The 25,326-nt window shown below is 42.2% G+C and carries 22 protein-coding genes; 8 read left to right on the top strand and 14 right to left on the bottom strand.

Features of this window, described 5'->3' with window-relative positions; genetic code table 11:
• Positions 1 to 135 precede the first annotated feature (135 nt).
• The 3 genes from FD17_RS10940 to FD17_RS10930 form a co-directional block, all read right to left on the bottom strand.
• Positions 136 to 1,257, bottom strand: a complete 1,122-nt coding sequence (locus FD17_RS10940) for an NAD(P)-dependent alcohol dehydrogenase (protein ID WP_057826222.1) — start codon at positions 1,255 to 1,257, stop codon at positions 136 to 138.
• Positions 1,258 to 1,637: 380 nt separating this feature from the next.
• A complete protein-coding gene (locus FD17_RS10935) occupies positions 1,638 to 2,759 on the bottom strand; it encodes an NAD(P)-dependent alcohol dehydrogenase (protein ID WP_057826221.1) in 1,122 nt (373 codons plus the stop codon).
• A gap of 211 nt (positions 2,760 to 2,970) precedes the next feature.
• Positions 2,971 to 4,149, bottom strand: a complete 1,179-nt coding sequence (locus tag FD17_RS10930) for an NAD(P)-dependent oxidoreductase (RefSeq protein ID WP_057826220.1) — start codon at positions 4,147 to 4,149, stop codon at positions 2,971 to 2,973.
• Positions 4,150 to 4,232: 83 nt separating this feature from the next.
• Here FD17_RS10930 and FD17_RS10925 point away from each other — a divergent pair, with 83 nt between their 5' ends.
• Both FD17_RS10925 and FD17_RS10920 read left to right on the top strand, forming a co-directional pair.
• Positions 4,233 to 4,859, top strand: coding sequence for a DapH/DapD/GlmU-related protein (locus FD17_RS10925; RefSeq protein WP_057826219.1), 627 nt, complete (start codon positions 4,233 to 4,235; stop codon positions 4,857 to 4,859).
• Between the two features lie 94 nt (positions 4,860 to 4,953).
• Positions 4,954 to 5,538 carry a zinc ribbon domain-containing protein gene (locus tag FD17_RS10920; RefSeq protein WP_057826218.1) on the top strand — a complete coding sequence of 195 codons (585 nt, stop codon included), beginning with the start codon at positions 4,954 to 4,956 and terminating at the stop codon, positions 5,536 to 5,538.
• A 42-nt stretch (positions 5,539 to 5,580) separates the two neighbouring features.
• On the opposite strand, the gene FD17_RS10915 is transcribed toward FD17_RS10920, so the two are convergent.
• The 6 genes from FD17_RS10915 to FD17_RS10890 form a co-directional block, all read right to left on the bottom strand.
• The gene (locus FD17_RS10915) at positions 5,581 to 6,297 is read right to left on the bottom strand and encodes a B3/B4 domain-containing protein (protein WP_057826217.1); all 717 of its coding nucleotides are present in this window, start codon (positions 6,295 to 6,297) and stop codon (positions 5,581 to 5,583) included.
• Positions 6,298 to 6,311: 14 nt separating this feature from the next.
• On the bottom strand, positions 6,312 to 6,824 hold the full coding sequence (locus FD17_RS10910) for a GNAT family N-acetyltransferase (RefSeq protein ID WP_338092502.1): 513 nt from the start codon (positions 6,822 to 6,824) through the stop codon (positions 6,312 to 6,314).
• Positions 6,825 to 6,839: 15 nt separating this feature from the next.
• A complete protein-coding gene (locus tag FD17_RS10905; RefSeq protein ID WP_057826216.1) occupies positions 6,840 to 7,292 on the bottom strand; it encodes a MarR family winged helix-turn-helix transcriptional regulator in 453 nt (150 codons plus the stop codon).
• Positions 7,293 to 7,412: 120 nt separating this feature from the next.
• Positions 7,413 to 10,202 (bottom strand): cation-translocating P-type ATPase, encoded by a 2,790-nt coding sequence (locus FD17_RS10900; protein WP_057826215.1) that lies wholly within the window; start codon positions 10,200 to 10,202, stop codon positions 7,413 to 7,415.
• A gap of 131 nt (positions 10,203 to 10,333) precedes the next feature.
• Complete coding sequence (locus FD17_RS10895) at positions 10,334 to 11,755, bottom strand: aspartate ammonia-lyase (protein ID WP_057826214.1); 1,422 nt, start codon at positions 11,753 to 11,755, stop codon at positions 10,334 to 10,336.
• Positions 11,756 to 12,018: 263 nt separating this feature from the next.
• Positions 12,019 to 13,872 carry an N-acetylmuramoyl-L-alanine amidase gene (locus tag FD17_RS10890; protein WP_082617206.1) on the bottom strand — a complete coding sequence of 618 codons (1,854 nt, stop codon included), beginning with the start codon at positions 13,870 to 13,872 and terminating at the stop codon, positions 12,019 to 12,021.
• A gap of 278 nt (positions 13,873 to 14,150) precedes the next feature.
• On the opposite strand from FD17_RS10890, the gene FD17_RS10885 reads away from it, so the two are divergent.
• Positions 14,151 to 14,867 carry a hypothetical protein gene (locus FD17_RS10885; RefSeq protein WP_057826213.1) on the top strand — a complete coding sequence of 239 codons (717 nt, stop codon included), beginning with the start codon at positions 14,151 to 14,153 and terminating at the stop codon, positions 14,865 to 14,867.
• Between the two features lie 73 nt (positions 14,868 to 14,940).
• Here FD17_RS10885 and FD17_RS10880 read toward each other — a convergent pair whose 3' ends face one another.
• Together FD17_RS10880 and FD17_RS10875 are read right to left on the bottom strand one after the other, a co-directional pair.
• Entirely contained in the window at positions 14,941 to 15,240 is a 300-nt protein-coding gene (locus FD17_RS10880; RefSeq protein ID WP_057826212.1) for a DUF2316 family protein, read from the bottom strand.
• Positions 15,241 to 15,450: 210 nt separating this feature from the next.
• Entirely contained in the window at positions 15,451 to 16,029 is a 579-nt protein-coding gene (locus FD17_RS10875; protein WP_057826211.1) for a TetR/AcrR family transcriptional regulator, read from the bottom strand.
• Between the two features lie 174 nt (positions 16,030 to 16,203).
• On the opposite strand from FD17_RS10875, the gene FD17_RS10870 reads away from it, so the two are divergent.
• From FD17_RS10870 to FD17_RS10860, 3 genes are all read left to right on the top strand, one after another.
• Positions 16,204 to 19,155 carry an MMPL family transporter gene (locus FD17_RS10870; protein ID WP_057826210.1) on the top strand — a complete coding sequence of 984 codons (2,952 nt, stop codon included), beginning with the start codon at positions 16,204 to 16,206 and terminating at the stop codon, positions 19,153 to 19,155.
• A 166-nt stretch (positions 19,156 to 19,321) separates the two neighbouring features.
• Complete coding sequence (locus tag FD17_RS10865) at positions 19,322 to 19,789, top strand: hypothetical protein (RefSeq protein ID WP_057826209.1); 468 nt, start codon at positions 19,322 to 19,324, stop codon at positions 19,787 to 19,789.
• A 14-nt stretch (positions 19,790 to 19,803) separates the two neighbouring features.
• On the top strand, positions 19,804 to 20,127 hold the full coding sequence (locus FD17_RS10860) for a magnetosome magnetite crystal formation protein family (RefSeq protein WP_057826208.1): 324 nt from the start codon (positions 19,804 to 19,806) through the stop codon (positions 20,125 to 20,127).
• Positions 20,128 to 20,198: 71 nt separating this feature from the next.
• Here FD17_RS10860 and FD17_RS10855 read toward each other — a convergent pair whose 3' ends face one another.
• Both FD17_RS10855 and FD17_RS10850 read right to left on the bottom strand, forming a co-directional pair.
• Positions 20,199 to 20,729: a DUF3267 domain-containing protein gene (locus tag FD17_RS10855; protein ID WP_057826207.1), complete on the bottom strand. Its 531-nt coding sequence runs from the start codon at positions 20,727 to 20,729 to the stop codon at positions 20,199 to 20,201.
• A gap of 116 nt (positions 20,730 to 20,845) precedes the next feature.
• Entirely contained in the window at positions 20,846 to 22,234 is a 1,389-nt protein-coding gene (locus FD17_RS10850) for a L,D-transpeptidase family protein (protein WP_057826206.1), read from the bottom strand.
• Between the two features lie 361 nt (positions 22,235 to 22,595).
• On the opposite strand from FD17_RS10850, the gene FD17_RS10845 reads away from it, so the two are divergent.
• Together FD17_RS10845 and FD17_RS10840 are read left to right on the top strand one after the other, a co-directional pair.
• On the top strand, positions 22,596 to 23,081 hold the full coding sequence (locus tag FD17_RS10845; RefSeq protein ID WP_057826205.1) for a YbaK/EbsC family protein: 486 nt from the start codon (positions 22,596 to 22,598) through the stop codon (positions 23,079 to 23,081).
• A gap of 60 nt (positions 23,082 to 23,141) precedes the next feature.
• A complete protein-coding gene (locus FD17_RS10840) occupies positions 23,142 to 23,570 on the top strand; it encodes a GNAT family N-acetyltransferase (protein ID WP_057826204.1) in 429 nt (142 codons plus the stop codon).
• A gap of 405 nt (positions 23,571 to 23,975) precedes the next feature.
• On the opposite strand, the gene FD17_RS10835 is transcribed toward FD17_RS10840, so the two are convergent.
• Entirely contained in the window at positions 23,976 to 25,319 is a 1,344-nt protein-coding gene (locus FD17_RS10835) for a PFL family protein (protein ID WP_057826203.1), read from the bottom strand.
• Positions 25,320 to 25,326: the final 7 nt, after the last annotated feature.

Here is a 25,326-nt window from a genome sequence, read left to right as displayed (position 1 = left end):
ATATATTGACTATACGTAGAAAACGTGTTCCTTGGGGCAATGACTTCCTGCTAAGCACCTCAATTCAAAATCAAACTCGATTTTGAATTGAGGAGACTTAGCATCCAGTCATTAAGCGCCCCAACTCACACTCTTTTACTTGCCCGGCTTATAGTCCTCATCAATCACAAGAACAGGCTTGATGGTCTTACCACTGACTGAATCAGCGTTGGCTTGGTTGATTTCATCGAACTTGTAGAACTTTTCAGTCTTATCAAAGTCAAACAAGCCCATCTTGTAGAATCTGATCAAACGAGGAATATCAACTTGAGGAATTGAATCCCCCATGTTGACACCAACAACTTTACGATCGCTGACACAAAGATCATTCCATGTGTCCAAATCAACGTGTTGGTCGGTAACAGCGATTGTTGCGGTTGTTCCACCTTGTGCCAAAGCTTTGATGGAATCTTCCATAACCGCCTTAACACCAGTTGTATCAACGGCGTAATCAACACCATGGCCATCAGTTAAGTCTTGGATAGCTTTGACAGTGTCACCATCTTTACTGTTAATGGTATCAGTAGCACCTAATTCCTTAGCTAACTTCAAACGATCAGGCACGATATCAACGGCAATCACCTTGGTGCATCCGGAAATCCGGCCAGCCATCATGGCAGCCAAACCAACGGCACCGGTACCAAATACGGCGATCGTTGAACCTGGTTCTGGCTTCAATGTGTTGAAGACAGTTCCACTACCGGTTACATAGCCACAGCCAAGAGGTCCAAGTTGACGCAAGTCCAAGTCCTTAGGAACTTTAACGGCGTTACGTTCACGGACAACAGTCGTTGTTGTGAATGATGATTGGTCAAACATATCAGCAACTTGATGACCATTTTCAGTAAAGTGGGCACTGCCGTCAGGACGAACACCTGACAAGTTGTTTGCTGCGTAATTTAAGCATTGGGTAGGAACACCCTTTAAACAGTTGATACAGTTGCCACAGCCATAGAATGACAGGACAACGTGATCACCGGGCTTAAAGTCCTTAACTTCGGGACCCACCTTTTCAACAATTCCTGATCCTTCGTGACCAAGAACGATTGGGTAACCAATTTCAGCGGTACCTTTACGTAAAGCTTCATCGGAGTGGCAAATACCACTGGCAACCATATGAACTTGTAGATCATCAGCCTGCATATCTGCTAATTCGACATCATCCTTCATTTCGAAGTCTCCGCCTTTTTTATTAACAACAGCTGCTTTAATTCGCATAATCACATCTCCAAATGTTTTATTGTTAATCAGTGAGCAATTGCAAACAACACAAAAGCAAATGATAATTCCGCGCTTACACAAGCACTTTCATGTGAATTGATCATTTGCTCTTTTCAACTAACAACCGCTTACAATGCCTATTATAGGCGAGTCACAAATGAATTCAATAGTTATTAAATTTTTTATTTGTGAAATAAACACTCTAAATCACGAAACCCATACTGCGCCTTTCACTTTCATAATTTCAAATAAATTCAAGATTGTGAAATATTTACTAAAATTTAAACTGTATTTACTTCGTCTGCTTTAATCTTAAAACAAAAAAGCGTCCTTCAAAATGAAGGACGCTTCATGGTAAAGCTGGCTATCTAAAACATTTATTTACCGGGCTTGTAATCATCATCAATGACCAGAACCGGCTTGATTGTCTTACCACTGACAGAATCAGCATTTGCTTGATTGATGTCATCGAATTTGTAGAACTTCTCAGTCTTATCAAAGTCGAACATACCAAGTTTGTAGAATCTGATCAAACGAGGAATATCGATTTGTGGAATTGAGTCACCCATGTTAACACCAATAACCTTGCGATCGCTGACACAGAGGTCATTCCATGTGTCCAGATCAACGTGTTGGTCGGTAACAGCGATCGTAGCAGTTGTTCCACCTTGTGCCAAGGCCTTGATTGAAGCTTCCATAACAGCCTTAACGCCAGTTGTATCGACAGCATAATCAACACCATGACCGTCAGTTAAGTCTTGGATTGCTTTAACTGGATCTTGTTCTTTACTATTGATTGCATCAGTTGCGCCCAATTCTTTGGCTAATTCCAAACGTGATGGAACGATATCAACCGCGATAACTCGAGTACAGCCGGAAATCCGACCAGCCATCATAGCAGCCAGACCAACGGCACCGGTACCAAATACAGCAATCGTTGAACCTGGTTCAGGCTTCAAAGTATTGAAGACAGTTCCACTCCCGGTTACATAACCACAGCCAAGGGGTCCGAGTTGACGCAAGTCCAAGTCCTTGGGAACTTTAACTGCATTTCTTTCGCGAACAACTGTGGTCGTTGTAAATGAGGATTGATCAAACATATCGGCAACTTTGTGACCATTTTCTGTAAAGTGGGCACTACCGTCAGGACGGACACCTGACAAGTTGTTGGCAGCGTAGTTCAAACACTGGGTTGGAATTCCTTTCAAACAGTTAACACAGTTTCCACAACCATAAAACGAAAGAACAACGTGGTCACCGGGTTTGAAATCTTTAACTTCTGAACCAACTTTTTCAACAATTCCTGATCCTTCATGACCAAGAACGATTGGGTAATCAATTTCTGCAGTACCTTTACGTAATGCTTCATCGGAATGACAGATACCGGTGGCAACCATATGAACTTGTAAGTCATCTGGCTGCATGTCGGCTAATTCGACGTCATCCTTCATTTCGAAGTCTCCGCCCTTTTGATTAACAACAGCTGCTTTGATTCGCATAATCACATCTCCATTACATTTATTTTGCTATTTAGTGAGCAATTAAGTCCAACAAAAAAGAAAGTGATCGTTCAAAAGGAAATTTCCTTTGAAAAATCATTCAGATTGCTGGTTTAACCGCTTACATATTTCATTATATCGGTTGTTTTAGTAAAATTCAATAAATTACCGAGATATTAGTAATTTATTGCTTGTAAAAGAGATTACAATCTTATTGCCACTCACCTTGAGTTGGGTTGTTCAGCAGACGAACCCGAATCATGCCTTCCACTTTGTTCAAATCATTGAACAAGGATTGAACCTGCTTAGGCGTTGTTTCCGCCAAATCTGTATTAACCATGGTATAGCCGTAGTTGTCTTTGGTATTGCCCATCAATTCTTGGACCGGCAGATCATAGCTGGACAAGATGCCGGCAATGTCCACCCACATATTGTCACGGGCATGGAAAAAGAACGTTAGTCTTTGATTGCTCATGAACGGTAGATCAACTCGCGGAAAATTAATTGAATTCCGAACGGTTCCGTACTCCAAAAAGTCCAAAAGGTTTTGCAGAATTAAGTTGGCAGAATGAGTCAATGCCTCGATTGTGTTTCCGCCCAAATGCGGTAACAGTGTGATCTTTGGATGATCTTGGAGCTCGGTTTTAGGAAAATCACAAACGTACCCGGCAAACTCATTATGGTTCAACGCTTTGACAACAGCTTGATTATCCACGATTGGACCCCTGCCAAAATTCAACAGGTAAGCCGTATCCCGCATTTTCTCAAATTGTTTGCGCCCCAACAAGCCCTTTGTCTGATCGGTCAATGGCAGCAGAACAACCACAAAATCCGATTGTTCCAGAACTTCATCAATGGTATCCAACTGCTGAACATGGCGGAGATTCTTAAAGCTACGGTTATAGCCGATGACCTGCATTCCCATGTGGTAGCATGCGTCCGCTAATCGCTGACCGATCGTTCCCAGCCCCAGAATTCCAAGAGTTCGACCATATAGTTCTTCACCAATAAAGTCGCCCCGTTTGGCTTCGGCAGCTTCCTGTAAATCTTGACCGGGCTCTACTTTAAGCTGTTTCATCATCTCCACTGCACCATTCAAGGGTCGCAGACACCTGAATAAATTTTGGATAATCAATTCTTTCACTGCGTTTGCGTTAACCCCGGGTGTGTTAAAAACAGCGGTGCCATTTGCTGTCGCCGCATCCACATTAATCGTATTGGTACCAGTCCCTGAACGTGCAATCAATAGCAGTCGCTTCGATATCAGGCTGTCGTCGACTTTGGAACTTCGAACCAGAATTGCATCGGGGGTATCCGTGTTGGAAGTTCGAAACACATCACCCGCAAAATCGGTCAGGTCAAATCGGTCAATCGTCTTTACTTCAAACATTTGTAAGCTCCTTTTAACTAAATTGTTTAAAAACATATTATAATAGTTGTTAGAAAAATATCTCAGAGAAAGAGGTTGGCCGTATGCATATTGATTTTGTGAAACTATCAAAAGATAAACCAACGATTGGAAAAATGACTCAAACCAAGAATACTACATTCGGGGAATGGGTGGAAATAGGAAGCAGCAATTTAATTGATAATAGTTCAATCGGTGATTATACCTACACCGGTCAGTACTGTTTCATTCAGAACAGTGATCTCAAAAAGTTCATCAGTATGGCAGCGATGATCCGAATCGGACCAACGAACCACCCCTACGATCGGCCGGCACAGCATATTTTTGCGTATAACGGCGGTGCATACGGTTTTGGTCATCCAGATACCGAGTTCTTGGAAAATCGAACCCATTTGCGCACAACGATTGGAAATGATGTCTGGATTGGCCATGGCGTTATCATCCAAGCCGGCGTGACCGTTGGTGATGGTGCTGTCATCGGCTCAGGGGCCGTGGTCACCAAAGACGTTGCCCCTTATACGATTGTCGGTGGTGTCCCTGCAAAACCTATCAAGGATCGGTTCCCTGATGAGATCAAAACCGACTTGGAAAAAATTGCCTGGTGGAACTGGTCCAGAGAAGATCTGGAAAAATATTATCTTGATTTTAGAATGCCAATTAAAGAATTTGTTGACAAACATTTGCCCCATTAACGCTATTTCATCAGATAACTGCTCCAAACTCACGATTCTTTGCTATAATTGACAGGTATATTAAACAGAGGTTCATATTGGAGGAGCAGTCAGAATGGCGGAAGAAAAGACCAAGAAATGTGTAATGTGTGGGAAGACGATCCCCGCATATTCAAATTTTTGCCCATATTGTGGGGCAAAACAGCCTTGGCTTGAGGATGATGAGATTCAAAGCAAAGATGCAAAACAACTGTTAAAATGGTACGAAAAACCAGTTGGTAAATTTGTAACGTTGGTCGTTTCGGCAGCTGTCATTCTTTGGGTGGGTAGCTTATTCACCCTGCAAGACGGACCAGGCCATAACAAAGTCGGTCGGGAATTGACCCAGTATCTTTTTAACGCAAAAGTGGATACCCCTTACGGCAAAAAACCGACTGTAAAAGCTGACAAGAAAAAAGGTGTCATCATTAAGATCGACAAGTCCAGCCAGGCAGTTAAAAATTTGAAGGCTGGCAAACCCGCTCAATGGAATTATCTGGTTAAGCGGGCACAGAATCGATCAAAAGCTTTTAGTGGAATTTATGCCGACCAAATTAACGCAAAGTTCAAAGTTGTGGATAAGCACGATAAGAAAAAGGTGCTTTTAAAAATTAATCAAGGCAAGATTACGTATAATATTGCTGACAAATACAGCAAATAACAAAAACGATTGGAAGAATTCCAATCGTTTTTGTTTACTCTATTAATCCGCAATCACAATTTCCGGATGGTCGGCCGTTAATCGAAGCAGCTTGCCTTCTACTTTAAAGTAGTCTTTGCATAAACGCTGAATTTCCTTTATCGCAACGTCTGATCTCTCAGCTTGATCTTTATTGATTGATTCGATATCAATAATTGCATGGGTGGTATCTTCGGTTAACTCGGTTCGTTGATTCTCGCGCCAGTTAAAGCACCGGCAAACGGCGCCCTTATCATCCATGTAACAAATTTCACCCGGCAGCGCTGGCATATCCTCGTCTTCACCGTATGGCAGGAAGGATTCGCCTCCCTTTGCCTCTCCGAGATGCATATCACCAGCAATCGCGTCAATGTTTTCACCGCCTACCGATACACCATATTTCAAAGATTGGCTATTATAAATGTCGACCAGTGGGCTGATTGGTGAGAATGTCTTACCATGGCTGACCCGTTTAAGAAGGGCTTCGATTGTTGATCGGGCACCCTTCTTCGTCTTGAATTTGCGAAACGCTTCCCGCCATTGCGCAACCACTGGATTGTCACGGAACGGTTCGACAGTGATAAATTGCTCAGCAGCCCCTGTTCCTTCATCTAAAAGTGTTTGGAAATATGGATCATCTTTTTCATTTACATGATTATCAATTCCATTCAATACTAAAACATCGATTTGAATGTCTGGAAATAATTCAATGGTCTTTGGATCCAGAATAAATTTTTTCATAATTGCTGACTCCTTTACTTAATTGTTTTTTTCATGATCAAATCCCGCTGTCGGCTGCCACCCAGGGTAAATACATGATCAGAATGCTGCTTAAAGCCAAACTTTTGATAAAATTTCAATGCTGACAGATTGTTTTCCCAAACGCCCAGCCAAACAAATGACTTATTTAATTGTTCGGCAATTGAAATTCCCTTGTTAAGCAGCTGGCTCCCCAGACCTTGGTGTTTAAATTCGGGAAGCACATAGATCCGTTGAATTTCCAAGCCGTTCGGTCCCATCTCTTCAGTTTGAGCATCCCCGACATTGACCTTAAGATACCCGGCTGGACGACCATCGACGTTGATGAAGTAAAACTGTGAATGCGGATCAGCCATTTCTTTAGTTAATTGCTGGTCATTGTATGACTGCTGAATGTAATTTTGAATATTTTCGGCAGAATTGTATGGGCCAAAAGTATCCGCAAAAGTTTCACCGCTGATTTTCTGTAGTGCTTTCAAATCTGATATTGTACATTTTGTTATTGCCACTGACACGTTTGCCTCCTAATAATGGCGCTGATTACCTTTTTTTACATAATTCCAATTTTTATCAATATTTTGGCTCACAATATTAAGCAGTCGTTCAAGTTCGACAGATTGCTGGTCGCTCAAAGATTCTAGTGCAACTTGATTCGAATAGGCATTTTCCCGTTCAATGATGGGATATACTTTCTTACCCTGCTTGCTCAAAAATAATCGCTTGATTTTCTTGTTGTTGTCATCCGGTAACCTGGTAACCAACCCTTTTGCTTCAAGTTTTTGAACTGCACGCGCAGCGGTTGTCCTGTCCACTTTGACCATTTCGGCTAACTGTTCCTGAATCAAGCCGGGATTTTCTCCAATTCTGACGAGGTACAAATATTGACCTTTGGTTAAATCGTATTGTTTAAATTCAATATTTGCAATCGAGTCGAGTGCCCGGGCAATGATCCCAATTGACCTTAAAATTTCTGCCATCCTTTTGACCTCCTCAGCGTTCATGTTCACAACTATCCTATAATATTTTTGTTGCATCTGCAACAAAAATAAAGATCACCCAATTCATATCGAACTGGATGACTTATTGTTTCTATCATTTTAAGTTTGTTGGTGACGTGCCTTGATTTTACGGACAATCAGCTTCCGGAACTCTTCGATTAAGAACAGTGGTACAGGGATGCAGAAAAGGAAAATCCACTCTGCCACATTTAGTGGACCGGTATTAAAGACGCCTTGGAGAAATGGTACGTACATCAGTAACGCAATTAAACCAATTTCAACACCAATTCCCATCAAAATTCGATGGTTGCTGAAAAGACCAATCGAAAATACCGAGGAAATCTGAGTCCGACAATTCATGGCTGAAGCAATTTGTGAAAAGACGATGGCACCTAAAGTGATCGTCGTTGCTTCCGCATAGACTTGCCCAGACGGTGCTAAAGGTACATTGGGCCAGCCATTAACGTGGTTAACAAAGAAGTAGGCACACGTTGAAATAATGGATGCAATCATGCCATACCAACCGAACGCCTTCCAAATAATCGACCGGTTCAGTAGGTGACTGTTCAGAGGCCGAGGTGGTAAATCCATAATGCCAGGTTCGGCTTTTTCAGTTCCCAACCCCAGAGCTGGCAGTAAATCGGTTCCCAAATCAACAGTCAAAATCTGCATAACTGTCAATGGTAATGGAACCAGCCCGCGGGTTAGCAGAAAGATAACCGATGGTGCAGCTTCAGGAACATTACTGGTCAATATATATAGTAAGAACTTTTGCAGATTACTATAAACTGTCCGCCCTTCTTCAATCGCACTGACAATTGATGCAAAATTATCATCGGTCAAAATCATATCAGCAGCATCTTTGGCGACATCGGTTCCGGTGACGCCCATCGCAATTCCGATATCGGCACGTTTAAGTGCAGGCGCATCGTTTACCCCGTCTCCAGTTGAAGCAACCACTTCACCATTCTTCTGACACATTGATACAATTCTGAATTTGTGTTCTGGAGCAACTCGGGCAAAGATCACTTCATGCTTAACGGCTTCTTGCAGTTGTTGATCGGACATTTTGTCCAATTCATCACCGGAAATTACCCGAACCTTGTCAGAAGTAATCCCAATCCGAGTGGCAATGCTTTTAGCGGTAACCGGACTGTCACCAGTTACCATGATGATCCGGATATTGGCTCTTCGACAATTTTTGACCGCTTCAAATATTTCTGGTCGCGGTGGATCAGACATCATCGCGAGACCGACAAAAATCATATGTTTCTCTGCAGTCTCAATTGTGCAGTCCGCCATTGATTGATCAGCCAAGGGATCTTCACCGTCAACTATCCGATACGAAAATGCAAGTGTTCTTAATCCCCGCTTTGAATAATCTTCATTAACCTGCATGATTTTGGCACGATCATCATCTGTAAGTGGACGGACTTGCCCATTTTCCAAAATCCGGTCACAAATCGTCAATTCACTTCCCAAGGCCCCCTTGGTGTTGATAACTAATTGCCCTTGAGAATTTTTGGTAATGACTGACATGAGTTTTCTGCCGGAATCAAACGGCAATTCTTTAAGTCGTGGGAACTGAGTCTTTTGAGCTTTGGCATCAATTCCGGCTTTTCGAGTTAAAATCACCAAGCCGGCTTCGGTAGGCGTTCCCAAAATTTTGGATTTTTCGTCCGCTTTTCCTTCAGTGACCTCTGTATCATTATTAATCGTTGCGTTAATTAGTAATTTATTAAGATCAGGTTCATTTGCCGGATCGACATCCTGGCCGTTGGCTTGAATCTTACCATTGGTGACATAACCGGTTCCTGTCACTTCATACTGCTTTCCCGGCAGCCATAAGTGGTTGATTGTCATTTGGTTCTGGGTCAAAGTTCCTGTCTTATCCGAACAGATGACGGTCGTCTGGCCCAATGTTTCGACACTGCTTAAATTTTTCAACAACGCGTGTTTTTTTGCCATCCGCTGAGTCCCTTGCGCCAACGATAAAGTAACCGTTGGTAAAAGGCCTTCCGGAATAAAGGCAACAATCATCCCCAAAGCAAATATGAACGACTTGGTCACTGGATATTTTACGAAGAAAATCGCCAGTAAAAAGAAGGCAATCCCGATCATAATGGCAATCACCGTTAATTGACGGGTTAAATGGTTCAACTCCCGTTCCAATGGGTACATGGTCTTCTTTTGGGATTCGGTCAACGTCGCAATCCGACCAAATTCGGTAACCATTCCAGTGGCTAAAGCCATTGCTGATGCAGTCCCGCTTGTACAGATTGTTCCTGCGAAGACAATATTCTGTTGGGCAAATTCCCCGTCACCGTGCTGATAAGGGGCGACTTTTTCAACAGGCACCGATTCACCAGTCAGCGAGGATTCATCGACCTGTAAATTAGATGGATTGAACACCCGAGCATCCGCAGGAATCGAATCCCCGGCTTGAATATCGAAAATATCACCAGGAACCAGCTGTTCTACTTTTATCTGTTGAAATTTACCGTCACGGCGGACTTTAACGTATGACGGCAGCATCTTTTTTAATGAATCGGTTGCTTTTTGAGCCGCATGCTGCTGCCAGTATGAAAAGCAGCCATTAATAACGTTGACTGCCCAAATCGCAATGCCGAGTTCAAGCATCCCCGCAAAGATTGCAATAATACCAGAGACCCACAACAGGATTGCCATCAATGAAGTAAAATTTTCAAGAAAGATTAACAGCTCCGACCGCCTTTTAGCTTGGCGAATTGTATTTTCACCGTACTTTTCCAACCGGCGAGCAGCTTCTGCATGCGACAATCCTTCGTTTCCGGTCTGAAACTTGTTCATTAATTGAGTTGGATCTGCTTTGGCATAATCATCAATCAATGTTGACTTATTTTTTTGCATCTTAAATCACCCCAAATTGTTGTACCAAACAACTCAATTATATCCCTATTTAAAATATTGGTAGGTTATGTGCAGATTTTTCTAAACAAAAAGGAGCCAGTCCTTTCAGACTGGCTCCAACTGTGATTTTTCTAATTTAATGTTGATCCTGCTGCCGTTCGTTCGTCTTTCACCTTGCTGACATTGGTAAGAACTTCCGGTGTAAACAAGTTATCAACTAAAGTATCAGGCAATAATTGCTTTTGTTTAACAATTTCCTTAACCGATTGTTTGGTAGCCAATGCTTCCTTAATTAGTGCAGTTGTCTTTTCATATCCCAACAATGGTGAGAGAACCGTCGCCGCAATGGATGAATGCTCCACTTCGTTTCGGCAATACTCGACATTAACCTTAATGTCGCTGACACAATTATCAACTAGAGTATCAATGGCTCGGGTCAAATGCATCTCGCTGGTCAAAATACTCTTAAACATGATTGGTTCAAATGCGTTGAGTTCCAGCTGGCCGGCCTCTGCTGCCATTGTAACCGTGACGTCATTGCCAATTGCTTCAAATGCGACCTGATTGACAACTTCTGGAATAACCGGATTAACTTTACCCGGCATAATCGATGAGCCGGCTGCTTTTTTAGGTAGCTCTAGTTCATTTAAACCGGCCTGTGGACCGCTTGATAACAATCTAAGATCATTGCTGAATTTTGATAAATCGGCCGCCAAGGATTTCATCGCTCCAGAAATAGTTGTAAATGCATCGCTGTTCTGGGTACCGTCAACCAGATCAGCAGCCTGGTGTAAGTTGAGATGTGAATATTTGTTCAGGATTGGAATGATTGTGTCCTGATAATCATCCGTTGCGTTAATCCCGGTTCCAATCGCTGTGCCACCGAGATTAACCTGTGACAAAACCTTTTGGGCATGCTTTAGACGGAGTATATCACGCTTAAACATCGATGCATAAGCGTTAAAGGTTCTTCCGAATGTGGTTGGGACAGCATCCTGAAGCTGGGTTCTGCCGACTTTAATTGCTGATTTGTATTCGTCAGCTTTATCTGTTAAAGAATCAACTAGTTTCGATACCGATGTCAGCAATGGTGACAAGCGTTTTAACATTGCCATTTTTCCGGCCGTTGGATATGTATCATTAGTCGACTGTGACTGGTTGACATCATCATTGGGCTTGATTTCAACAGGTTCATTACCCGACTGCGTCCCTAACCGCATTGCAAGCTGGGCAACCACTTCATTGACATTCATATTAGTCGAGGTACCTGCCCCACCCTGAATAGCAGGAACGATAAAGGCACTGTAATCGTTTGAGAATAACAATTGGTTGCAGGCCGACATGATCAATGTACTTTTTTGTTTATCCAAAGTCCCAGCCAGCTCATTAGCTTCAGCAGCTGCTTTCTTGATTTGCAGATAGCTTTGAATAACGGCATGATCCACCTTTTCATCGGTGATTGGAAAATTATGTTTTGCTCGTAACGAATGGATTCCGTATAACACATTATCTGGTACAAACATTTCTCCAATGCAATCTCTCTCAATTCTCATTCTCAATTCCTCATTTCATGTAATGTTTTGTAACATCAACTTACGTTTATTAATATATACCCATTTTTCAAAAAGTCAACATCAATCCGTAAATAACCTCGAAATTTTGATGTATACCAATACCTTACACGACCATGGTATTTATCCTTGTTCGATGACGTTCCGAACAAAACGGCTATTCATGTTATATTTTATACCATTGGAATCAAAAAAGTAGGAAACCAGTGCCTTATTAGACATCCCAGTTTCCTACTTGTTGATCATTATTGAATGATGTTTGCATCCGAAGCTTTTACAAACGCGATTCGATGGTTGAATTGAATTTGATAGTACTGATCGGTTCCATGAATAACGTTTTTTGCCGAGTTGGAATCAAAGTGTGAGTTGAAATAATCTGATGTCACCGTTCCGCCGTAGACATACTTCTGTCTCGGTTCCATTTGATACAGTGGTGTTGGCGTTATTCCAGTGACTTTGTTTTTCTTCAAAATACTCTTGGCCGGATAGGCACTCCCATACACTGGAATTGACTTCGATCCTTTGACGGTTACCAGCTTACCTGTTGCGTTTGTGGAGTTGGAATTGTCTGGATTATAAAACCAGGCATTTTGACCGCCATAATCAATTTCTGTCCAATCACCGTTTTGGCCAACCTTTGAGAACTGCTGGCCAAAGACCGCCTTATCAGTCCAGTCATCCTTTTCCGTCGTTCCGATCTGTCCAGTAGAAAAGTCTTTGTCACTAATCAGATCTGAAGAAAATCCGGGCTGCTTATATAGGTAAACAAAGTTGGAGCCTGCCAGCGGCAAGTCAACGCCATCATCAGTTACCTTTTGCCCTGAATCAGACGTCAGATTGGTTTTCTCATTCGGGGTAATTGTGATGATGTTTGAAGAACTATCCCCTTGTCCCTGGGATAAATCAACCCCTAACAAATCGAAGTAATGATTCCAGTTCCAATAAGTTCCCGGATCCCAATGCATCGCTTTTTGGGCAGTGGGGGTTAAGCCCGGAACGTTGTCGTGGCCAATAATATGTTGCCGATCCAATGGAATATTATATTTGGCGGCTAAGTATTTGACCAAAGCTGCTGATGACTTGTACATGTTCTCGGTGTACCAAAATCCGCCAACAGCCGCATAACCTTCATGTTCGATTCCAATCGAATGGGCGTTAATGTACCAGTTTCCGGCATGCCAAGCGACGTTTTGCGGTCGGACCATTTCAGCCACAGTGCCTTCCACTGAGCTCACGACGTAATTTGCGGATGTATAAGTCGGCGTTGAGAAGAGTGTTAAAGCATCTTGAAAACTGGTTTCAGTATTATGAATCACAATATAGTTGATTTTCATATCGTTGGGCCGGTCGGCAAGATCGTAATTGCCATAATCCCCTTGATCATCAAATTCCTTGTACAACGCGGCGACCCATTCAACCGGCAAACCAGCAGGACCGTCCGTATTGGCAGATTCATTGCTGGTCGTATCAACGGCTTCATCCTTCAATGCATTCACCTTCTGAGCAGAAATCGTTACCCCGTTTTTCTTAACACCTTTAGCGAGAATTTTATATACGTTGGCAGCGAAAAAGTCAGCTGCTGTTTTGGAATCAGATTGACTATACTTTTTCACAGCTGCGTACCAAGAATTCACATTTGAGCTCAGTGGTTTACTCAATGACTTTTGATAATAAGCCAATAATGCAGCCCCACCCTCAATATTCGCCTTGGAACTGGTCTTCAGCTTTTGAGCACTAATTCCTGTCAGTTTAGACGCCTTCTGTAAAGTATGAAGTGCAGATACGTTTGGTATCTTACTTGCCTTGGAATCCGCACCGTTTGGCGTCAAACCGCTGGTATCTGTCAGATGCATGACGCCATATCCGCCTGCAACACTCGGCTTACCGCTATGATTGTTAAATAAGCTTTCGTTGTAAGAAACGGCCTTCAACAGGTTTATGGGAACTTTATATTTAACAGCCGCCCCACTAAAATCTGCTTCAAGCGAACTCGCAGATGCATTCGACGGTTTGACACTTAGCCCAACCACAAATGTCATCAGTAAAATGAATCCAAGTAATAATTGCGTCGGAGAAAACAGCCCTTTATCTTTTGTCATGTCATCACCCCATGTATGAATATCCATTATCTCAAATATTATTTATAACTAGGATACAACCATTGGTCTAAAAAATACACTAACAATTAAATTATTTTTAATGTTTCTACAATTAAACTTTATGTTTAAGTTTAAAAACATTGTGTTATAAGTAGGATTGCAGTCTCTTATTCGTCGCTATTTCTCATCTGTTTTTAATTTTGTACTAATTAAACATGTTAAATTTCTGAGTGGGGGTGTATACTTTTTGAATAAACATCGTATTTGGAGGGATAACTTTGAAAAATACAAGAACCGTTCTATTCGCACTTGGCTTCGTAATCGCTGCGATTTCATTTGTCCAAGTTCCAATCCAAGCATCAGCTAAAAACGTTGTCAGTGTGACCGATAATCAGCCATTGACGACCGATGCCAATACTCGTAATTACCTGACTACCGGATCTGCCCCTTTATATTCAAAAGTTCCAGTTAACAAAACCGCCAAAGTGGTTACAAAGGCCGATTCACTGAAAGCCCTCGGAACAACCACCGACGCTGGCCAGACATATTTTAGAGGATACAGGGTAGCTTCAACTTCTGATGGTAAATGGTACTTAAAAGTCGTTTCCTTCGACAAAACATACCGTGGTTGGATATATGCAGGGACCACTGATCCGACGGCAGATTCCACCACTGTCTCCGGTGGCTTGAAATTCACGGAAACATTTATTGAAGATCCCCTGCCGACATATTTAACCAATACGATACTCTACTTTACAACTCCCAAAGCATCAACGTTAACCTACGTTGCGCCTGATTACACGCAATACAAGGTTGGCCGCAATTTAAGTTCAACTACCAATTTCTATAAAGACCCACTCATTGCCACCAAAATTGGCAGCAAACAAAATAATCGCAGTGCCAATATAACTTATTACTATGTAACGGATGCGGCCCATCCACAAGTGAACGGTTGGGTTAAACAAAGCGATGTCACAACTTCACCTGCTAATTAAAGTCAAAATTAAAAGCTGCTGCAGACCGAACGCAAAATTCTGTCTGCAGCAGCTTTAATTATCGGACCAGTATTTAAGCCAGTTCACCACGATCAATAAATTGGTTATTCAAAAACTTAAATCTTTTCGGATTCCCGATCAATTTTGAAAAGGAATATGGTTCTTTTTCTTGGAATAAAATAATTTTAATTAAGTAATTTCGAAGCACCCATGGCTCCTCAATTCGACAATTTTTTAAATTCATGACATCCTGAATATGTTCAGGTGTGGATTTCAAATCAACAGCCGCCATTTCCAAAGTAATTCCTGACAAATCAAAATTACCCTGTAATTCCTGCTTGGTTGCGGCTGCCTCATCTCCAGTCAATACCATCGTGTCACTTCCTTATCAATTGGAATGGGTTAAGTATCATTTTGAAATACTTAAAGTGCATGGTACCACATTCGAAGTTGACTCACAAATGAAAAATAAATTTGCTATAATAGATGTTGCTCTGCTCAACTTTTTCCCGAAAGTGCGACTCATATGGGCTTGGAACATGGTAATATATAGTCATTGAACTGTTAGCCAGACCAATTTGTTCTATATAAATTGATCTAGATTTAGCAATTTCTTTAAATACGTATGAGCAAGTCGTTTATCTGCATCATGATGTTTCAAAAATATCCACTTCAGTACCAGGATGACCGTCTCACTGCAGTGATCTGCAATGAGTTCGACGGGGAGCCCGGCTTTTGAGTAATCAATGGATCCCGACAATATCGTTTGCATTTTATCTTTGAAATAATTGACGAAGCTGTTGACTAATTGTCCCGAAAACTCATTATACTGAAGGATGTTATCCAGCAAATGGCGATTATTTTTAAAAACATCGTACAAACGATCAAAGTATATGATTAAAGACTGGTTGGATTTGACCTCAGTCGCTTTATCGACCTCAATCTCCTGGGCAATTACATACCAGCAATAATCTACCAAGTCGAACTTATCATCAAAATAGTTATAAAAAGTTGCCCGGGGAAAATTACTGATATCGCAAATTTTGTTGACACTGATTCTTTCGAAAGGCTCTTCCGATAGAAGCTTAAACATCGTCTGGGAAAAGGATTCCAGGGTTCGTTGCGCACCACGCGTTGGTTTTTTGGTTAAATCATATTTCATTATCAGGCCTCTGCTTTGCACTTATTGGATTCTGTCTAATTTTGAACTAACGCAACAAATTGTCCCTTGCGCCATATCCGAACTGAGTTTATCATCTTACTATTGCTTATACAAGTGTCTAAATCTGAACAGTAGAATAACATTAATTATTGAATAATGAGAGGAAGAATTTTAATGCAGAAGTTCAAAGAAAAGCATGTTTTATCACTGATCATTTGGCTCGGCCTGGTGATTGCTGCCCTTGTCGCAATGCCAAATATCCCCCAATTGGTTCGTGATAAAGGCGCTGTCCAATTACCATCATCCGTCCAAAGTGAAGTCGCCAACACAATCGAAAAGAAGTATGAAGGCGGCAAAAATGTTCGAACGTTGATCGCTGTTTTTAACACTAAGCACGGTAAGCTTTCCGATGAACAAACACTCCAGATTCAAGATGCCACTAATTCAATTAAAAACGACCCTGACTTACACATTGTGTCTGTCACGGCGCCAAGTGACAACGCAGCAACCAGACAACAGCTTCAATCAAAAGACAACACCACCCAAATGGTCATGATCACCGTTCCTAACAAACAGAAGGTCCGGGGTCAGACTGACAAGATCTTAAACAAAATTAAAACGCCAGGTCTTAGAACCTATGTAACTGGAACAGATATTTTAAATGATGACTTTGCAACCGTAACTGAAGAAGGGCTGCAGAAGACGGAAATCATTGCAGCAATCTTTATCTTCATTGTATTGATCATCGTCTTCCGGTCTTTCTTAATTCCGGTTATTTCTCTATTGACAGTTGGGGTTTCCTTCTTGATATCCCTCAGTATCGTTACAAATTTGGCCGCCAGTTATAATTTCCCGATTTCCAACTTTACCCAGGTCTTTCTCGTGGTGGTCCTCTTTGGGATCGGAACTGACTATAATATTTTACTCTATGACAGGTTTAAAGAAGAAATTAAAAAGGGCGAAGCCGCGACGGTCGCAGCCAGAACAGCCCAGCGACATGCGGGGAGAACCATTCTATATAGTGGCTCATCCGTTTTAATTGGTTTTGCAGCTCTTGCATTAGCCAAATTCTCGTTCTACCGTTCAGGTGTTGCAGTGGCTGTTGGAGTTGCCGTCTTATTGATGGTCCTATTAACGTTGAACATGTTCTTCATGTCAACGCTTGGTGAACGCCTATTCTGGCCAAGCAAAAACCTCTCAGCTCATGATCGCAGTTTTGTATGGAATCTGCTTTCGAAGTTTACCCTCTCACATACATTCATTATGGTCGGCGTGCTTATCATTGCTGCACTGCCACTCCTATTTGTCGGCAATCAGAAGCTTAACTTCAATAGTGCCGATGAACTGCCAAATTCGATTCAATCCAAAGCAGGATATAACGTCATCCAAGACCATTACCCTGCCGGAATGTCCGGTCCAACAACGGTCTATATTCAAAACAAGAAACCTTTGAACACCCAGGAGCATTTGGCTGAAATTGATCAATTAACTGGTTATCTCAACTCTGAACCGGGTGTGAAGAATGTTGCATCAGTCACCCGTCCCGGCGGTACAAAGATTGACTCGCTATATCTGCGCAGTCAACTTGAAAGCTTAACAACCGGCTTGAATCAAGCCAATCAGGGAATCAAGAAAGTTCAAAAAGGTTTGAAGAGTGCCAATGAGAAGCTGGCAAATTCAAATACTTCAGAAAGTATCTCCCAAGTTGAAAAATTAGCTGACGGCGCAAGTAAGCTTGAATCAGGTGCCCAACAGCTAAGTCAAGGCGTTAGCTCATATACAGCTGGTGTCAGCAGCCTTGCAAGCGGTTCTCAACAACTAAGTTCAAGTACCTCACAGCTTCAATCGGGAGTCGGTCGTTTATCTGCAGGAAGTCAACGACTGAACACGGGCATCTCTCAAGTCAGAAGCCAAACCGCCAAACTCAAGGCACTTCGAGCAAGAATGCGCGCCTTGCAATCCGGTTCAAGCCAGTTATCCTCGGGATTAGGCCGTTTGAACTCACAGGTTGCCCCATTCTCGAGTGGTCTTAACCGTGTCAGCAGCGGTGCTGGTCAATTAAATTCCAAGAGTGCATCATTAGTATCTGGTGCTCAAAGCGTTGCCAGCGGCAGTTCTCAAGTCAACTCCGGTGTCCAGACGTTGAACTCGAAGATGAAAGAACTTCAGAGTCAGATGCAAGAATTACAAACTGGTTTGACTTCTGCCAATTCCGGCTTGGATCAGGTTACCAGTGGAACAACGACCGTTAACAAATACCTAAAAGAAATGCAGAAATCGTATTTGGGTAATACCTTCTACATGCCGGCAGCAAGTATCAAGAGTGCGTCATTTACCCCATCACTTGATGCCTTTATGTCCAAAGATCGTAAGATTACCAAAATTACTGTTGTTTTAAATTCCGATCCAAGTACCACAGAATCGGCTAATCGGATCCGCACCATTACCCGTGACCTGAATGCCAAGTTGAAAGATACCAGTTTGAAGAATGCCAAAGTAGCAATTGGTGGACAAAGTTCACAGACATCTGATCTGCAAAAGATTGCCAATGGTGACTTCTTTAGAACGGTTGTCATCATGCTGGTTGGAATTGGCTTGGCATTGATGGTTGTAACCCGTTCCCTTGTTCAAGCGATTACGATTATTGGAACTTTGATCGTAACCTACCTTGGTTCACTTCAAATTACCAAATGGCTTTCAAGTTACCTGCTCTTCCAGAACATGTTGACTTGGAACACCCCATTCTTCAGCTTTATCATGTTAGTTGCGTTGGGAGTTGATTATAGTATCTTCCTGATGATGAGGTATCGTGGTGATGCGGCCATGATCCCGGATGTCCGCCGAAGAATTTTGAATTCAGCCACTATCATTGGAACCGTTGTTATCTCAGCTGCCATCATCTTGGGTGGAACATTTGCCGCATTAATTCCATCAAATGTTTTAACGCTGATTCAGGTTGCGATGACTGTGATTGTTGGTTTGGTCATTCTTGTATTTACTTTACCAATCATCATGTCGGCAATGGTCAAGTGGACTTACCCATACGTTAAAGACAAAATGTATGATAAATCCGTTGAGCAGCAGGAAAAGGAACACCCAACCCGTCGTAATAAAAACGAAGATTAATATGTCATCTAAGGTTCGCAGACAGCAATGTTTGCGGCCTTTTTAATTGGCCAATATTTGACAACCCCCTGTAACATACGATATCCTTTCTGAGTATAGCCTCAATATTTTACTGAATTGGTCAAAATGTTTCTCAACTTGACCCACACCTTCTAGGAGAATTCAAATGAATCGATTATCAAAATTACTCGTGTCTGCAGTTGCTTGTCTGAGCTTCATGATTGTCACCAATCATCAGTCGGTGCACGCAGCTGATACTTACTACAAAGTTGGCAAAATCCATTCAACAACGCCCACCAGTTGGCGGGGAAATTGGTATTCTTATGTGAACGGGAAATTTTGCCTGACTCAAGTTAACAAGTATTCCGTGACTCAAAAGTACGATGGAAAAAAACACACCCTCTTCAAATCCAGTTGGAAGGGTTACCGAAAATTGGCATTCGCCAAAATTAACGGAACGAATCGATATACATTCAATGCACTTGCAAAAAAAGCCTACCAAAGTGATAAAGGCTGGCGGGTCAGTCATCGCACCGTTGAAAGTCAGCGGGTTAATGTGCTCAGAGATTACTCTGGTGGAACGTCCTACGTTGACCTTTTCCGATCCCCAGTTTACAAGTCATACTCAAAATAAGATAAGGAGTCAGTATGTCAAAAAACAGAATTGTTAATGCATTATCATATTTATCCATCATGTTTGCGCCATTCATCTTCCCTTTTATTGTCTGGCTGATTACCGATAACAATAAAGATATGCACGATACGGCACGGCATGCATTCATACTGCATTTAATCCCATTGCTTCTGACATTCCTAACCTTATTGATTGTTGGCGTGATGGGCATGGTGTCCCAGCAGGCGGCATTTACCGGATTCCTTTTCATTGCCCTTCTGGCTTTGGTTGGATTGGTCGATTTGGGAATGTTCATTTACAACCTATATTTAGGAATTAAGATTTTGGTTGCTGATTAAGATCAAAAATTAGAATAAAGGATGGTGACAATCAAACGACTGTCACCATCCTTTATTTTGGATATCCCCAATTAACTTTGAGAATAGATATTAATACCGTTTTCAGTATCGCTCACGAAGTAGTACTTTGGCGCAGCAATCACGCGCCAGAGAATGTAAAAGTCACCCACACTGCCAGCACCATGTAGAGCGGCGACGCCCAAAAAGACATCGGCGGGAAGCCACCCCAAAAAATACAATGCGATCAGAATCAACGAAATAATGACAAATGGTGCCCCCGCAATCCAGGCAAATTGGCTTTTGGTGTACAGCGACTTGGGACTATTGACATATAACATGCCATTTTTAAAACCAAATTTGATTGCTGCGTTGTGTTTGAAGATCTTATAAAAGATTCCATGAATGACTTCATGGAATGTAATGGCTACTAAAGTTGCCACTATGAGCCAAATAAAGTAGGTTGTATCGAAATTGAAGGTAACCACACCGACCATCGCTCCAAACAGCCACAGGAAGATTATAAAGGCAATGACAGCTACCACGTTCAACCCGTAAATTAAGTTACGATTATTCATCAGATCAATTTGTTTATATAAATGCACAATTGTTCACCCCGTTTTGGATAAGTGCCTTTATCTTACCATATCAGAATAAAAAGCTGGCCGTTTGACGAAAATTCGTCAACAGCCAGCTTCTTAATTTGGTTGGTATTTAAATATTAATAGTAAATGAAAACTGGTTCCAGCGTATGCGTGTTCTTCCATACTTCACTCATCCGTGAAGGTGGATTGTTCAAGCATCCATGAGAATGATACTGAGCACGGGCACTTGGATTTCCGTATACAGATGCGGGTTGCCATGGTGAATCATGCATCCCAACACCAGAATTGGTCAACGGTTCCCAGTAGCTAACAGGTGATGCATACTTTGAACCGTCACTGTTCTTCCCTCTCAAAGTTGCGTGACGCTGCTTATACATGATATAAAAAGCACCTTGAGGAGTACGGTTACCACCGGTTAACGTTCCGGACATAATCGGAATGTTTGCCATCAGCTTACCGTTTTTATAGACATATTCATGAAGTCTCTGAAGATCAATGGCAACATAAGTCTTGCCGGATCCTTTAATACCATATCCGGTACCAACAGCATAGTGACTCAAATTCATCGTAACAGAATGTGATCGGCCAAGATTCTTAACAATGTTTCTGGTCAAAGCCTTCTGGTTCACTTTCCAGCCGTATGTTCCACCAGCATGAACCCGGACCTTCTTGCCTTGATGAGTCGTAATCCAAACAGACTTTCCAAGGGTATCAACCTTCTTGGAGAATTTTGCAATCCAGTTTTGAACTTCGGCTGAATCAAACTTGTAGTTGCCATTGGCAGTTGGATAACCGTTCTTAACCCAACGCTTTGCAACAAACTTATAGGTCTTGTTGTATGTGTTCAGGGTAACCGTGTTATCCAAGACTTTTGCCAATTGCTGTTTCTGTTTGTTAATTGTGGAACTATTCGGCTTCACATAAGCATCTTTGGTCATTTTAACGGAGATCAACAGATTGAACTTGGCCTGTTTCTTAAATGATTGGACCATTGCGGCTTTGTCTAAGGTGTTTCCCTTTTGACCAGCCTTAACGACAATCTTGCCGTCCTTCAAAAGAACCTGTGAATCAACTGTTTGCTTCCGGCTGGTATTGATCTGATCAATTCGATTTTCAAACTTGGGCAGCAAGGTCTTCAACCGATAGTTGACCTGCTTTGTTGAAACATCGGATTTGGCGCTCATCTTTGCAGATGTCATCGCACTCATTGAACTACGGTGCTTGAATAATTTCTTAACATCTTGGGAGTTCACGTTAATCTTGGAATCCCGAACAACTAAATAATTGCCGTCTTCATCAATGTGCGAAGTGTTTAATTTTTTTGTTGCTTGTGCCACAGTCAGGCCGGAAACATCAACGTCGTTAATTCTGGTAAATTTAAAATGATTCTGAAAATAGAAGTGTGAGCCAATGAACCCGCCAAAAAAGACTAACACGATTCCAATCAGAATCCGTGGCAGCAGCTTCTTCTTTGTCTTTTTGCCGAACTTCTCTTTACGTGACATCGTTAATGCCAACCCCCTTTATAACTTTCTACAATCATATTTTACGAAGTTTCCACCATTCAATCTAGCAAAAGCCCTCAACTTACAGAGACTTAACCAAATCTTCAGCTTTTTCTCATAATCATGAATCATAGGCTTTTATCGTACCATTAATCCGAAAAAAAATTAAGGGAACAGGCCAATTCTTTAGCTCAATTTTACCTTGTATTACCTGTTTTTCCTACGATAATCACTTTTTGACATATTTTCCCCACTTCACAATGCGCCATCTTTTTCCAATCCTTGAGAAACTAATATTTGATTTACTAATTCTTAATGGACCTGTATATTAGTCTTAATAAACCGGCAAGGAGTGATGAGAATGTCATTTGAAAAGGTCCAAAAGTATTTTAACGATGCGGGGCTCGCTGATCGAATCAAGGTTTTGGATGAGTCCAGTGCGACCGTGTTGGAAGCAGCTGATGCGCTTAACTGTGAACCGGAGCATATCGCCAAAACGCTGTCTTTTTTAGTCGATTCAGAACCGCTGTTGGTCGTAATGGCAGGCGATGCCAAGGTAGATAATAAAAAGTTTAAAGCCGAGTTCCACAAACGTGCCAGAATGATTCCCCGAGATGAGGTTGAAGGCTATATCGGTCACAAGCCAGGTGGTGTCTGCCCTTTCGCTCTCAAGGAAGGCGTCAAAGTCTATCTTGATATTTCACTTAAACGGTTTAATGTTATCTACCCGGCTGCCGGCAATTCACACAGTGCCGTTCAGCTTTCCCTCCCAGAATTAATGACATACGCCAATGCTGATCACTGGGTCGATGTTTGCAAAGGTTGGCTGGTCGATGAAGAAGCATAAAAATCCGCTTACGGTTATTCAAATATTGCGTCTATCGGAATGATTTAAAAGGTGAAGAAAATGAAACTAATTGTGGAAAGCTCAAAGCCTGCCCGGGCCGCTGCGGCTTACATTCGAATGTCTGTTTTTGTCTTGGAACGTGGAATTGCATTTACTGATGAATTCGACGACAAAGATTCTGACAGAATGGTTTATGCGGTGCTGTTTGACGGGAAATTACCTGCTGCAACGTGCCGTTTCGAAACTTATGACAAGCACACATTAAAAATTGGCAGAGTTGCAACTTTGAAAGAAAGCCGGGGCCACGGATATGGCCGCAAAGTTGTTAGTGCTTTGGAAGAAAAAGCAAAGAAAATGGGTTTCACCCATTCACTGATTCATAGTGAAATGGATGCCATCAACTTCTATAAACGTTTAGGATACAAAATCACATCAGATGTGTTTTATGAAGATGGTGTGCCTTGTGTCGTGGTTGAAAAAGATTTGTGATATTTTTGCTGTACCTTGAGTTGGTTGGTCAAGGTATGGCATTTTTTGATGCTATCTTTTGCGTTTTTCGATAATATTTTTTGGGGGATTTTGAAATCTCCTATATGAGACACGGCAGACAACGATGAACAAAGGACGTTCATTTTTTCTGTTATATTGTGCTGTAAATGCTTTAAGTTTTGAATCTATGATTTTATTTACAGATCCCTTCTGCCTTTGAGCTATGCTCCGACGGCAGGCTCAAAGCCTGCCTAGCCTACTTGGCGAGACTCAGGGCCCCGACGGCGTGAAACGCCTAGCCTACTTGGTACTGTACAAGAAAAAGCAGGCAACGATGAACTAAGTGCGTTCATCATTGCCTGCTTTTCCTTGTACTCCGGGTCCTAAACGGGTCTCGTCGCACACTTAATTTTTGAACGAATGGATCGGTGCCGGGATTCTTCCTCCCCTTGTCACGAACTTAGCTGGGCTGTTTGTATTGACCGGCATCACCGGTGCATATCCGAATATTCCGCCAAAATCAATTTGTTCACCGACCTTTTTGCCCTTGGCAGGAATCACTCTGACTGCTGTGGTCTTATTGTTAATCACACCAATCGCAGCTTCATCAGCAATCATGCCGCTGATGGTTTCCGCGGTGGTATCACCAGGGACCGCAACCATATCCAAGCCGACCGAACAAACGGCGGTCATTGCCTCTAATTTTTCCAAATTCAAATTACCATGCTCAACCGCTTTAATCATCCCACTGTCTTCTGAAACCGGAATGAAGGCACCGGATAAGCCACCAACATGTTCACAGGCCATGACCCCGCCTTTTTTAACTGCGTCATTTAAGAGTGCAAGAGCAGCTGTCGTTCCAGGAGCGCCCACGCTTTCCAAGCCGATTTCTTCAAGAATTTCAGCAACTGAATCCCCCTGACTTGGGGTTGGTGCCAATGAAAGATCGACAATTCCAAACGGCACATTTAATGCTTTGGCAGCGACATTACCAACGAATTGGCCCATTCTGGTTACCTTGAACGCCGTCTTTTTGATTGTTTCGGAAACTGTATCAATTGATTCGCCCTTAACCTGCTCAAGGGCCCGTTTAACAACTCCTGGGCCACTAATACCGACATTGATAACCTTATCAGCTTCACCAACTCCATGAAACGCCCCTGCCATAAAGGGGTTATCTTCAACGGCGTTGGCAAACACAACCAAACTCATACAACTGACGGGATCAATTTCTGACAAATCTTTGACAACGCGGCCCATCTGTCTGACAGCATCCATATTAATTCCGGCACGGGTCGAACCAACGTTGACTGAACCACATACCCGCTTGGTTTCACTCAGTGCTTCAGGCATTGACGCAATCAATTTGCGATCGCCGGATTGATATCCCTTTTGGACCAGAGCAGAAAAGCCGCCGATGAGATCAACGCCAAGAGTTTCAGCAGCTTTCTCCATCGTTTGGGCGTAGGCAACGTAATTATCATCATGACACGCTGCGGCAATCATTGAAATTGGAGTAACCGATATCCGCTTATTAACAATTGGAATGCCGTACTCCGATTCAATTTGATCGGCCACCTTAACCAAATCCTTGGCACTGGTCGTCAGCTTTTCATAAATTTTTTGACGGGCTTTTTCGCCATCACTGTCGATACAGTCAAAAAGCGAGATCCCCATGGTAATGGTTCGAATATCCAACTTTTCTTCAGAAATCATCTGAATGGTATCTAAAATTTGCTTGGTTTCCATTACAATG

The sequence above is a fragment of the Lentilactobacillus sunkii DSM 19904 genome (genome assembly GCF_001435575.1).
Classification (GTDB): domain Bacteria; phylum Bacillota; class Bacilli; order Lactobacillales; family Lactobacillaceae; genus Lentilactobacillus; species Lentilactobacillus sunkii.
This window is presented reverse-complemented; position numbering and strand designations above follow the sequence as displayed.